General features: G+C 71.5%; 9 protein-coding genes and 1 pseudogene. 4 read left to right on the forward strand and 6 right to left on the reverse strand.

What is annotated here, in order from left to right; translation table 11 throughout:
- Window positions 1-271 precede the first annotated feature (271 nt).
- Window positions 272-1,609 (reverse strand): diaminopimelate decarboxylase, encoded by a 1,338-nt coding sequence (lysA, locus tag DYI95_RS08455; RefSeq protein WP_116900233.1) that lies wholly within the window; start codon window positions 1,607-1,609, stop codon window positions 272-274.
- An 817-nt stretch (window positions 1,610-2,426) separates the two neighbouring features.
- Between lysA and DYI95_RS08460 the strand changes: the two genes are divergently transcribed.
- On the forward strand, window positions 2,427-3,992 hold the full coding sequence (locus DYI95_RS08460) for an MFS transporter (RefSeq protein ID WP_116900232.1): 1,566 nt from the start codon (window positions 2,427-2,429) through the stop codon (window positions 3,990-3,992).
- 183 nt (window positions 3,993-4,175) lie between these two features.
- Here DYI95_RS08460 and DYI95_RS08465 read toward each other — a convergent pair whose 3' ends face one another.
- Entirely contained in the window at window positions 4,176-4,910 is a 735-nt protein-coding gene (locus tag DYI95_RS08465; protein WP_243149706.1) for a thermonuclease family protein, read from the reverse strand.
- A 579-nt stretch (window positions 4,911-5,489) separates the two neighbouring features.
- Between DYI95_RS08465 and DYI95_RS08470 the strand changes: the two genes are divergently transcribed.
- A complete protein-coding gene (locus DYI95_RS08470) occupies window positions 5,490-6,122 on the forward strand; it encodes a hypothetical protein (protein ID WP_116900231.1) in 633 nt (210 codons plus the stop codon).
- Between the two features lie 116 nt (window positions 6,123-6,238).
- On the forward strand, window positions 6,239-6,619 hold the full coding sequence (locus DYI95_RS08475; RefSeq protein WP_243149707.1) for a PadR family transcriptional regulator: 381 nt from the start codon (window positions 6,239-6,241) through the stop codon (window positions 6,617-6,619).
- A 6-nt stretch (window positions 6,620-6,625) separates the two neighbouring features.
- Here the strand turns inward: DYI95_RS08475 and DYI95_RS08480 are convergent, their stop codons facing one another.
- The 4 genes from DYI95_RS08480 to DYI95_RS08495 form a co-directional block, all read right to left on the reverse strand.
- Window positions 6,626-8,431: a hypothetical protein gene (locus DYI95_RS08480; RefSeq protein WP_116900229.1), complete on the reverse strand. Its 1,806-nt coding sequence runs from the start codon at window positions 8,429-8,431 to the stop codon at window positions 6,626-6,628.
- Complete coding sequence (locus DYI95_RS08485) at window positions 8,431-9,147, reverse strand: RNA polymerase sigma factor (RefSeq protein ID WP_158556031.1); 717 nt, start codon at window positions 9,145-9,147, stop codon at window positions 8,431-8,433. Before DYI95_RS08485 ends, DYI95_RS08480 begins: the two co-directional genes overlap by 1 nt.
- 302 nt (window positions 9,148-9,449) lie before the next feature.
- Complete coding sequence (locus DYI95_RS08490) at window positions 9,450-9,980, reverse strand: hypothetical protein (protein ID WP_116900227.1); 531 nt, start codon at window positions 9,978-9,980, stop codon at window positions 9,450-9,452.
- Window positions 9,981-10,176: 196 nt separating this feature from the next.
- On the reverse strand, window positions 10,177-10,692 hold the full coding sequence (locus tag DYI95_RS08495) for a DUF1572 family protein (RefSeq protein WP_158556030.1): 516 nt from the start codon (window positions 10,690-10,692) through the stop codon (window positions 10,177-10,179).
- A gap of 265 nt (window positions 10,693-10,957) precedes the next feature.
- On the opposite strand from DYI95_RS08495, the pseudogene DYI95_RS08500 reads away from it, so the two are divergent.
- Window positions 10,958-12,152: pseudogene (locus DYI95_RS08500) on the forward strand (IS3 family transposase).
- Window positions 12,153-12,364: the final 212 nt, after the last annotated feature.

Raw genomic sequence — 12,364 nt, forward strand, 5'->3', positions numbered from 1 at the left:
CCGTTCGCTAGCGTCCCTCGATGTCGACGAAGGGGTAAGATCCAGCGGGCGGGCACAGGCTCGACAACGGACAGGAACGGACAGGCCACGGGGGATGACGGGGCCTGCGGGATCCGGTCCCCTGCAGGACCGGGGGCCCGCCAGCTTGACGCGGGCCTACCCGGGACTGACCCGGGGGCCCCGACCTCCGGTGGAGGTCGCCGCATCGACGGCACCGCCGGCAGGACCGCTGCTGCCACCGATCCCGATGCACCGGTCGCGGGCAGGCCCCTCACCCTTCCCGGTCAAGGGACGGGGGGATGCGGTCGTGGCGCAAGAGATCGTCGTAGGTCTCCCGCTCCACGATGACCGCCGCCTCTCCGTCCCGCACCAGCACCATGGCGGGCCGCGGGAAGCGGTTGTACTGGCTGGACATGCTGTAGTTGTACGCGCCCGTGCTGAAGACCGCCACCACGTCGCCGGGCTCGACCCGCGGCAGTTCGATCTCCGGGATCAGCACGTCGCCCGACTCGCAGTAGCGGCCCACCAGGCAGACCCTCTCGGCCGGTTCGTCCAGGGGCCGGTTGGCCAGCACGGCCGTGTAGAGGGCGCGGTAGAGGGCGTAGCGGGGGTTGTCGGCCATGCCGCCGTCGACGGCCACGTAGGGCATCAGGCCCGGAACCCGCTTGACGGACCCCACCGTGTACAGCGTGACCCCGGCCTCGCCCACGATGGAGCGGCCGGGCTCCAGGATGAGCCGCGGCACCGGCAGGCCGCGCTCGCCCGCCGCCCGCTCCACGGCGGTCCGGATGCGGGTCACCGTCTCCGCGATGGAGGGCGGCTCATCGCCCGGGACGTAGCGGATGCCCAGGCCGCCCCCCAGGTCCAGCTCCCGGACGAACCGGCCCGTGCGCCGGTGCGCCTCGGCGGCCAGATCCATCATGATCCGGGCCGCCTGCTCCCAGGGCTCGACGGCCAGGATCTGCGAGCCGATGTGGCAGTGGAAGCCGTGCCAGTCCAGGGCCGGTTCGTCCAGCACGCGGTCCAGGGCCTCAAGGACCTGGCCGGTGGCCAGGTCGAAGCCGAACTTGGACTCCTGCTGGCCGGTGCGGATGAACTCGTGGGTGTGGGCCTCGACCCCCGGCGCCACGCGCAGCAGCACGGGTACGGACCGGCCCGCGGCCCGGGCCATGGCGGCCAGGCGGTCGAGCTCGTGGAAGTTGTCTACGACGACCCGGCCCACTCCCGTCTCGATGGCCAGGCGCAGTTCCTCGTCGCTCTTGTTGTTCCCGTGCAGGAGCACACGGCCGGCGGGAAAGCCGGCGGCCAGGGCGGTATGCAGTTCGCCGGCCGAGACGGCGTCGATCCACAGGCCCTCCTGGTCCATGAGGCGGACGATCGCGGTGGTGCACAGGGCCTTGGCGGCGTAGGCCACGTTCCCGGCGTCGCCCATGGCCTCGCGGTAGGCGCGGCAGCGCCGGCGGATGGCGGCCTCGTCGAGGACGTAGAGGGGCGTTCCGAATCGTTCCACCAGTTCCAGGGCGTCGGCCCCGCCGATGGCCAGGTGCCCGCGTGGGCTGGTGACCAGCGGCGGCCAGGCCGTGCGCGGCTGCAGTTCCGGCTGCGGCAAGGCGCTCTCCTCCTGCGGCGGCGTACTGTCCTGCGTCGTGCGTTCGTGGCCGCGCTGCGGATCAACCCGTAACGGGACCGGATTGCCGGGATGTGGGATAGGTCGCGGTTAGGTTAGCACAGGCACGGCAGCGGGGACAAGGTCCTGGACGGGCGTGGCGATCGCAGTCACGATCGAACGATTCTATAACCGCTGGGTCCCACGGGATGGGCCTCACGGGTTTCGGAACCCTTGGTCCTCGGTATGGGGCCGTTTTGGGCACCGCGACGTCCCCGGCGCACGGCGAGGACCGTTGACGCAGGTTGCCGCCGCGTGGTAGAAAGTCAGGTGTACTTCCTGGCCGGGTTGGCATTTTGTGGCAAACTCCCGCTGGTAACCCGGCTCAGGCGATCCTCCGAGATGTCCAACGCCGCGGAGGTCCGGATGACCTCGCGGCCACCCTATCGGGGGGAGGGAGGCACCCGTGCTCGCCATACCAAACCTGGACGCACCCGTCGCCCTGGTGGGCGGGACCGGCGGCCTCCCGCTGCCCCTCGCCCTCCAATGACGCCCCTCACGGGGTCAAGCGTGCGTTTTTGACCCATGGGCCGTTAACCCATCGGTGACCCATCGGTTAACCGGCAGCCGGGCGACCGGCAGGCGGTTCCCGCGCGGCTCGTCAGTCGCCGGCCGTCAGGGGTAACCCGCCCCGTTGGCCGCGCCACGCGCCGTGTTTTCTGAAGGCTTTGCCGGATTCACGGGGCCCGTTGCGCCGCGCCGGTCCCTCCCCGTCGCAGTGCGCGGGATCTTCATGCCAGACAAGGAGCGACGCATCCCGATGAAGTCCATCGTCACCCTCGCCGCCCGGTTGCGGGCCGCGGCCGTCCCCACCGGCCTGCCGCCTTCCCTGTACTGGCTGGCCGCCGGTCAGGTGGTGGACTCCCTGGGCAGCGGACTGGTCTTCCCCCTGACCACCCTGTTCGTGGTGCAGGTGCTCGGACGGGACCTGACCTGGGCGGGATCGGTCCTGTTCTTCCATTCTCTGGCCGCCACTCTGGGTGCGGCCCTGGGCGGACGGCTCGCCGATGCCCACGGGCGCAAGCCGGTCCTTCTGGCGAGCCTGGCCGGAGCCGCCCTCTGCTCGCTGGTCATCGGCTGGCGCCAGGAGGCGGCCCTCTACGCCGCCGCCATGGCCGTCTTCGGCCTGGTCATCAGCCTGTTCCGCCCTGCGTCCCAGGCGCTGGTGAGCGACCTGGCACCGGGCCGGGAGCGGCAGGTCTTCGGGCTGATCTACATGGCCAGCAACGTGGGCGTCGCCGCGGGTGCCGCCCTGGGCGGTATCGTGGCCGCCTGGTCGTTCCGGGCGGTCTTCTGGGTCGACGCGCTGACCTACGCCGTGTTTGCGCTGGTCCTGGCGAAGGCGGTCCCGGACCCCTATGGCCAGCTGCTGCGGGCCCGGCGGCGCCGGGCGAGGGCGGCGACCGATCCGGCGGCCCCGCGGTCAAAGGGACACCAGGTGGGAGCCGGCGGCGCCGGTGGGGACGAACCGGCCCCCGCGGCAGGAACGCCGGCCGCAGCGGTGTCTGCAGCGCAGGTCCCGGCAGGGGGTGCCGGCGCGCCTGAGCCGGGTTCCGGCCCCGTGGTTGCGGCACCCTGGACGCCGGCACCTGCGGTGCAGGACCCTGCCGCACGGCCCCATGGCGGGCGGCCATGGCGTCCCGCGGTTCCTCCCCGTAGCCCCCGGTCCCCCTGGGGGACACGCCTTGCGGTGTGGCACCGACAAGGGCTTCTCACCGTGGTCCTCCTGGCCGTGGCCAGCGCCTTCCTGTTCTTCCCGTACGCGCAGCTCCACACGGCGCTGCCGGTGGACATGACGCGGCACGGGTTCAGCGAGGCGGCCTACGGCCTGCTCTGGACCCTCAACGCGTTGCTGGTGGTGGTCTCGACGCCGGTGGCGTCGACCTGGGCGGACCGGCGCGGCTGGACGCTGGACGACATGCTCAAAGGCTCGGCGGCGCTGCATGGAGCCGGGTTCGCTCTGTTGCTGGTGACGGCCGTATGGCCGGCCTATGCCGCCTTCGCATTGGCCATGGTGGTGATCACCGCGGGCGAGGTCCTGCACGCCATCTCCTTCAACGCCGCCGTCGCCCGAGCCGCCCCGGAAGACCGCCGGGGATCCTACCAGGGTCTGGCTGGGACCCTGGCCGGGGGCGCGTGGATGGTCGGACCGCTGGCCGGCGGGGCGATCGTCGACCGCTTCGGGATCCACGTCCTGTGGACCGTCACCGTGGCGGTGGCGCTGGCGGCGCTGGGGGTGTTCTGGCTGGCGGAAGCCGTCGAGAGCGCCCGACGCCGGGCTTCGGATGCGGCGGTGCCCACCGGCTCCATGCCCCAGGACGCCTGATCGCGGCGGGGCTTGCCGGCCGGCGCCGCTGGTGGAACGGGAACCCGCCACAGGTATCCCCGGACGCGTGTTCGCGGCGGAACTTGCTGGGCCGGCGCCCGCCACGGGTGCCCTGGGACCCGTGATCGCGGCAGAGCTGGCAGTGTTGCTGCTCCTGCACCGGGTCCGGCTCTCTGTCCCGCCTCAGCTCTCGCACCCGATCCCGTCCCGATCCCGCCCGTCGAAGCGGTGCGGATCGGGCGGCAGCACCCGGAAGTTGCGGTAGGGGATGTCCCCGCAATCGAGATCCGGCGGGGGCGACGGGATGCACACGTCGGGATAGGCGGGGTCGCATCCCGTCCGCCCGCCCGGAGCGGTGGAACCGGCCGCCCCGGCCCGCCCGATCGCCCCGGCGCCTCCGCCGGGCGACCGGGAGCCGCCGCTCGGGGCTCGGGCGGCCCCGCCGGCCGCACCAGCCCCCCAGAGACCCCGCTCCGCTTCCCGGGCCTCGCGCTGGAATTGGACGAACAGGTCCGCATATCGCACGTCCGGCGGGTACGTGGCCACCTGGGCGTAGCCCTCGAGGACCAGGATGGCGTTGAACATGCCCTTGCGCACCTGGGTCGGGGTGGGTTCCGCGGGCGGTTCGACCAGCCAGACGTAGCGCAGCGCACGACCGTAGCGGTCCGTCTCGGAGACGTCCTTCTCGAGCCAGACCGTCCTGCCGGTCAGGCGCCGTTGGGTGAACCGGGCCGCCTCCGGACCGTAGGGTTCGACGTCCCCGTGGATCTCGGGCGTGTTGACACCGATCAGGCGGACCCGGGTGGCCGGCAGGGGCGCACCGGCCAGCGGCTCGACGTCGATGGTGTCCCCGTCGACCACGTGGACCACCCGGGCCCGGGTGACCCCCGGCCGCTCCCGGCCGGCAGCCGGTTGCACCGGACCGGAGCGGCGGCCCGGTCCCCCGGCAGGATCCGTGCCTGGATGGGTTTCCGAGGCGGTGCCAGAGGGGCCCCACGGTCCCGCGTTGGCCTCATTCCCAGCGCCGGCGCCGCCCCCCTCCATTGCGGGTCGTTCAGTGCCCGGCGCACCGGGATCGGCCGTGGTGCCCTGCTGCCGCTCGGCCGCGCAGCCTGCCACCCCGAGGACGACGGCGACGACCAGCGCAACGACGACGGCCGTGGCCGCCGTCAGGCCGCTCTTCCTAAGGCTGCTGTTCTTAATAAGGCCACCCTTCCTCAGGCCAACCTTGGGCCGGATCGTCCGGACCACTTCCCCATCACCACCTGCGCGCCCAACGGCCGCACAAACTCGAACCCGACGCCCGCGATGGATCTCGAAGTTCCATACGTTAGTTGTCCGCGGCCATCGCCGCGCCGGTCAAGAGGCAACGGGCTCCGCTCAAGCGTCGATGAGCCCCCATGGCAAAGTATCTTGCAACACATGATAGCGACTTGTATGCTTCGCTCAGAGGTACCTTGCAGTACAAGATACGCCCGAGCCAGGAGGGGTGGCACGATGCCGCAGGGTTCCCGGAACGCCGTCACCGAGGCCGTCGACTCGTGCGTGGTCTATTGGGTCGCCGCCGGTCTTCCCCGGCCTCAGATCGACCAGATGGCGGCCGAACTCCGGACCCATCTGGAGCAGGCCGCCGCGGCCGGCAAGTCCGTCGAGGCCGTGATCGGCGACGACGTCGCCCGGTTCGCCGAGGAGTGGCTCAAGGCCGTGGGCCGGCACCGGCCAGGGTGGGAACGTCTGCTGGCGGCGGCCCAGATCGTCGCCGCGGCGGTCTTCATCACGTTGCTGCCGGCCGCATGGTTGCAACCGGTGGTCGCCATCGAAGCGGCCCACCTGGTCCAGGTGCTCTGGGTCACGGCGGGCGTCTGGGTGCTGCTGTCGCCCCGGTTGGGCGCCCGCTGGCTGGCCAACAGCGCCGATGGGCGCCAGGGTCGCTTGTGGGTGGCGGTGCTGGCCCTCACCTTCGTCGGCCTGCTGCTCTCCAACCCGGCTTGGCCGTGGGTTCCCGAACGCATCCTGTACGAAGTCCCGCGGTGGCAGGCGCTGGTGGTGATGGCCGCTTGCGTCGCGGCCAACGTGCTCGCGATGCTCCGCGACCCTACCCGGCCGCAGCGACCGGCAACGCCCTCCTGAATCCGCCGGTTCGTCCCGGCTGCTGCTGCCCGGGCTCGGTGACGGCGCGGCCCGCACGGGCGCCGGATCCACGATCGTCGTGTGCGGTCTCAGGTGGTCTCGTTCGTCAGGAGGAGGTGCCCGCAGCCTTGCCCGCCCGTGGTCGCGACGAAGCCCGCGGCAGTCAACTGCTCAAGGGTGTGCTGGACATGCTGCTCCTGGCCCTCATCGCGGAGCAGCCCCGGTACGGCTACGAGATGGTGGAGGAACTCGGCCGCCGCGGGCTCCGGCTCGTCAGCGAGGGAAGCATCTACCCCGTCCTGGCCCGCCTAGAGCGGTCGGGGCTCATCCAGGGATACTTCGAGCCGTCGCCTCAGGGACCGCCGCGGAAGTACTATTGCATCCTTCCCCGGGGAAGCCAGGCACTCCGGCAGTGGGTCGATGAGTGGCAGCGGTTCGCGCGGGGCGTGGACGCCGTGGTGGTGCGCCACGCTGCCACCGGTGCGACATCACCTTAAGCACCGTCACCGCAGGGGAATCTGGACCGTCCACGGCCCCTCCAGGACCACCGAGGGGCTGCTGAACCGCACCACCAGCACGCCGTCGCGGGGTACCGGCGCCGGGAAGATCAGGTCGACACGCTGCAGCCGGTCCGTCACCGGGTCGTGGATCATGCCCACCGTGCTCGCCACCCGACCCTCGCCGAAGGCCTCACCCGGGCGGCCCGGGCCGGATGCACCTCGTCCACCTACCGCCCCGGTGCCGGCGGCATCGTCCATCGCTTGGTCCGGGACCACGGCGGCCTGCACGCTCAGCCCCCGGAGGAGCGCGCCGCCTTGCGCGGCCCCAAGGTCGAGGTGCAGGCTAACGGCACTGGCGTCGACCCGCTCGACCTCCCGCACGGTGACGGTCCACCGGCCCACCTCGACGCGCCGGTCCACGGCGCGTCGGGTGCCCCGAGCCAGACCACCCGGCGCCAGCGGGATCCGCAGCTCGCCGGCGCCAGGTTCCAGCACATAGAGGCGGGACGCCTTCAATTCCAGGGAGCGCGCCCACGCCGGGACCACGCCCCGGAACCGGGCCACCAGGCCGAAGGTGGGCGCGTCGACCCGGCCGTGGGCCGTGCCGGCCTCTTCCAGAGCAAGGCGCGCGCCCAGGGGTCCCGTCAGGTGGAGGTCGTCCGCCCTCAGCAGGTGCCAGGACGGGGTCCCGGTCCCGCCGCCATCCCCTTCCCTGGTCCCCTGGCCGCTCCCCTGTCCCGCGCCGGGTACACCACCCGTAGCATCCGGCGCGGGACGCACGTCCAGCCCCAGGAGCACCTCGTCTTCCCGGACGACCAGGTGGGGCACGCCCAATTCCCAGCCCGATCGGGCCGGGGACCAGGCATCCGGCTCCACGGCCGCCACCCCCACCAGCGCCGCGCTGACCAGGTTCAGGGCAATCTTCGCAGTCACCGCAGAGGAACCCGGAGGGACGCCGGGCGCCGGCGCCGCCTGGTGCACCAGTTCCACCCGGTCCACCCCGTCCGGCAGCGGCGGGAACCACACGTTGAGGGGCGAACCCGGGCCCCACTCCACCACCTGGGAGTTCAACGCCGTTCCGTCCGGGAGCCGCAGCGTCCACCCCTGGACCAGGGCATCGGGCCACTCCGCCCCGGGTGCTCCGTCCGTTGTCACCGGTCCACCCGCTCCGGCTGCGCCTGCCGACGTCGCGGAGGTCTTGCGGGTGTCCGCGGCGCCCGCCACCGCGGCGCCTTCCAGACGCATGCGCACCTCCGTGAGCTCCGGCAACGCCGTCACGGCCTCCACCGTGAGGCGACCGGCCCCCCAGCCGGGGACCGCCACCGCCACCGTGACAGGATCCTTCAGAGCCCGAACCCTTTCCCCGGTTCCGTCACGCAGGACGAACCCGGCCCCCGGCAGCCACAGGGCAATGCGCTCCAGGGCGGCTTGCACCACGGCCGGGTGCATCCAGGCGAGAAGACCGGCCGCAACCAGCGCGGCGGCCGCCACCTTCCACGACCGGGGCCGGAAGAGCGGCGTCGAGCGGTACGATGGGAAGACGCGCGGCGCGGAACGCGACCGGGAGCGCAGCCGGGATCGGGCACCTGCCCCAGGCTCCGTGGATTCGGCCGTCACGGCGCCCGCCACCCGCTGCCGGAGCCGCTCGACGGCGAGCGGGTCGGGAGCGGGTGCCGCCGCCGCCAGGCGCTCCAGCAGGACGTCGCCCACCCGGCCCCGATCCGCGGCCTGCACGCCGAGTTCCTCAAGAAAGGTCGCCTCGTCCGTGGTCCACCGCGGGTGACCGGTTCTGGTGCGTCCTTGTCCCATCACGTCCGGTCTCCTTTCCTGTCCGCCGGTTCGGGTGGCTCCATCGCCCGGCGCAGCGCCTGGCGCGCCCGCCAGAGCCGGCTGTCCATGGCGTTCCGCGAGATCCCTGCCTCCCGCGCCATCCGTTCGATGGGTTCTTCCAACCAGTACCGGCGGATCAGCAGGTCCCGTTCCGCCGGGGGGAGGGACTCGAGGGCCATCCGCAGCCGCACCGCCTCGTCCCGCGCCGCCACCAGCTCGGCGGGGTCCGCGGGTGCGACCGGGGCGTGGCCGCCCGAGGGCAAGCCGTAGCCAAGGCCGGACCAAGCCGGGCCGCCAGGCTGGGGCGCGGGATCTGGGCCCCTTCCCGGACCGGCCCCGACCCGGCGCAGCCACCCGCTGCGACGGCGCAGCTCGCGTTCCAGCTGCCGGCGCCGGTCCAGGGCCGCGTACTTGAGCAGCATGAAAACCCAGGTCCGGAACCGGCCGCGCGCCGGGTCAAACTCGGCCGCCCGCTGCCATGCGGCCACCAGGGCGTCCGCCGCGACTTCTTCGGCGTCGGCGTCGGTGCCCGCGGGCCCGAGGATGAGCCGTGCCAGGTACAGCACGGCCCCGCCCAGACGCCGCACCATCTCCGCCACGGCGCCCGGGTCGCCCCGGCGAATCCGGTCGACCAGGTCCGGTGGAAGGTCGCCGGTCCGGTCCGCCGGAACGGTGGCCGCAGGGGTCAGGGCCACGGGGGCTCGGCCGGCACCGTCCGGATACGCAGTGGGTTCCTGCGCGTCCGTGACGCCTTCCGGTGACTCCGTGACGCCTTCAGGTGACGCCATGACGCTTTGCGGTGCCTTGGATCGCATGCGGAATGGTGGTGGGGTCGCGCCCCCCGCCGGCCCATGAGAGATGGCCCGTCGCCTCCTCGCAGGGCACCCTTCACCCATTTACTACGGCGGTCACCGGAGTGATCTTGCGAGGGAAGGATCCGGTCGGTGGCATGGGACGGGGCGGGGCGGGGCGGGACTGGCCGCGCGCCTGCGACCCGTCAGGCCGCCCGCGTATGGCGTCCCGAAAATCCCACGATCAGCAGGCAGGTGGCAAAAGCGACGGCGGTCACCAGCACCGCCGCGATGAGGCCCACGGCAGCCATGACAAGGTCGTCTCCCGGGTACGCCGGCTGGAGACCCGCGAGCCGGTAGGAAAAGGCGGCCGCCAGAAGCAAATACGGGCTGCTGCCCAGGAGTGCCACCCGGACGCTGTGGCGGCCCCTCACCCGGCAGGCGGCAGCGGTGCATAGCCAAAGGTACACACTGGCAACGACCGCACCGGCCATGACGAGCCAGTGCAAATACGGAACCTGCAGCCGAACCACGCCCGCCAGCAACGCCAGCGCCGCGCCGAACAGCAGCAGGTTCGATGCCAGCAAGAACCCGCCAGCGCCCGTATCCCGGTGGAACCACGGCAACCGTAGCAGGTGACGGGTCAGGCCATGACCCTGCACCCGGTCCACCAGCGATCGCCGGATCCCAACCACCCACAACACCCCGGCAAGACCGGCGAGCAGCAGGAGAACCACACCCTCTCCCTCCCCGATGGGCCGCCCGAGACACGGCACACGTACGGTCACGGCGCGGCAGGAATCCATTCCCCGTAGCCTGGTCCTGTTGCCGAGTCTGCAGACATCTCCCTCCGCTTGCCAGGGCAGCCGTGCGGGGTGTACCGGTCAGGCTAGGGCCCTGGCCGAAACGACGGGCAGGGGCCGTCGCAGCCGATCATCGCCTTCGAGGGATGGTGAGACTCCGCCATCGCTCGCCGGCCCTCGCCTTGGCCAAGTAGACGATCTGGCCCACGTGATAGGAGTAGTGGAACATCTGGCGCTCGATGGCGTCGATGACGGTATGCGGCTCGCCGCGGATGGACACGGTCCGCAGGAGGTCGTCCGGCCCGAGGGCGTCCAGCGCCGCGAAGACCGCCTGCCATCCCCTCTCCCACCGCTCCAACAGTTCCTGCCGGGGGAGCCGTTCTTCCACGAATTCGGCATCGCGGTCGCGGCCCGGCTTCTCGCCGTCGGAGGTCAGGAAGTCGGTCCACCGGGAGAGCATGTTGCCGCTCAAGTGCTTGATGATCACCGTGATGCTGTTGGACTCCCCGCCGGAGGACCAGGCGAGGGCGTCATCGTCGACCTGCGCCAGCGCCCGCTCGGCGAGGTCCTTGATGTAGCGGAAGCGGCTCTTGACGGCCTCGAGGTAGACCTCCGCCACCCGCCGGCCGTCCACCAGGTCATCCACGGGCCTTCCCTCCCCGGTCTGGGAAACATGCACCGCACCTTCCGGCCGCCGGTGCGGCGGCCGGCCGCAAGGGCAGCGGGGGGTTAGTTGCACATTCCGCTGGGCAGTTCCTGCGCCTCCCGGCCCACCGGGCAGCTGCTGCGCATGGTCGCGATGGAGTGGGCGGTCAAGCTGGCGGGCTGCCGCGGTTACTTCGTGCTGGACTTGCCCCGGTTTAGTGGACACCCCGATACTTGGGGCGTAAGCCCCGGAAAGGGTGATCCCCATGCCGGCTACCAAGCCGCCGTATCCTCCCGAGTTCCGGGCCGAAGCCGTCCGCCTCGTCCGGGAGAGTGGGAAGAAGCTCCAGCAGATTGCCGCCGACCTCGGCGTCTCGGAGGCCAGCCTGCGGAAGTGGGTTCGGCAAGCCGGGATCGACGCGGGGCAGCGCCCCGGGTTGACGACCGCCGAACGGGAGGAACTCAACCGGCTGCGGCGGGAGAACCGGATCCTGCGGGAGGAGCGTGAAATCCTAAAAAAAGCCGCAGCCTTTTTTGCCCAGGAGAGCCGACGGAACCGGTGACCGTGTTTCGGTTCATCGAGCAGGAGAAGGCCCACCATCCGGTGGCCACGCTGTGCCGTGTCCTGGGCGTCTCGACGAGTGGCTATTACGCATGGCGGCAACGGGGTGCCTCCAGACGGTCCCAGGAGGACGCGGATTTGAGCCAGCGGATCCGGCTCATCCATGCTGGCAGCCGGGGCACGTATGGCGCGCCCCGCATCCATGCAGAGCTGCGGTTGACGCATGGGGTCCGCTGTGGTCGGAAGCGGGTCGCCCGGCTGATGCGGGCTATGGGGCTGGCCGGCGTGCACCGGCGCCGGACCCGGGGGATCACACTCCGGGATCCCCGCCGCCCCGTCTACCCTGATCGGCTGGGTCGGCAGTTTGTGCCCGATGCCCCCAACCGGGTGTGGGTGGCGGACCTCACGCAGCATCGCACGGAGGAAGGCTGGCTGTACCTGGCCACGGTGGTGGATGCCTTCTCCCGCGCCGTGGTGGGCTGGGCCATGGGGACCGGCCCGTGGCGGAGTTGGTGGTCGACGCCGTCACCATGGCGGTACGGCGTCGCCGGCCGGGGCCCGGTCTGATCCACCACTCGGACCATGGCGTGCAATACACCTCGCTGGCATTCACCCGCCGCTTGGAGGTCCTGGGCATCGCCGGATCAATGGGTTCCGTGGGCGATGCGCTGGACAACGCGATGGCGGAGAGTTTCTACGCGACCCTGCAACGGGAGCTCCTCGACCGCCAAGCCTGGGCCACACGGGATCAACTGCGCATGGCGATCTTCGAGTACGTCGAAGGGTTCTACAACCGGCGGCGGCGTCACTCGGCACTTGGTTACCTCTCGCCCTACGAGTACGAGGAGCGTTGGATCCAGGAGCGAAAGGCTCAGCCACAGGAAGGGGTTGTCGCGTAAGCCTCAACCTGTCCACGAAACCGGGTCAACTTCAGTGCCGCCATCGCCTCGCCGCGGATCCTAATCCCGCTCCCGGGAATAGACCAGCGGGAGGACGACAGCGTCCGCGCCCCCGAGGCGCTCCGGCCGTACATGGGTGGCCTAAATACGCTGGTCCCGTCACGTTGCGCGGACAACCGTGCGGGCAGGCATTCGCACCTTGACCGGGAATC

It is taken from the genome of Thermaerobacter sp. PB12/4term, from assembly GCF_003403315.2.
GTDB lineage: Bacteria > Bacillota > Sulfobacillia > Thermaerobacterales > Thermaerobacteraceae > Thermaerobacter.

What these genes read in the sequence shown, in the direction of transcription:
- DYI95_RS08460 (WP_116900232.1), top strand. Translation starts at nt 2,427, where the DNA reads ATGAAGTCCATCGTCACCCTCGCCGCCCGGTTGCGGGCCGCGGCCGTC.
- DYI95_RS08470 (WP_116900231.1), top strand. Translation starts at nt 5,490, where the DNA reads ATGCCGCAGGGTTCCCGGAACGCCGTCACCGAGGCCGTCGACTCGTGC.
- DYI95_RS08480 (WP_116900229.1), bottom strand. Translation starts at nt 8,431, where the DNA reads ATGGGACAAGGACGCACCAGAACCGGTCACCCGCGGTGGACCACGGAC.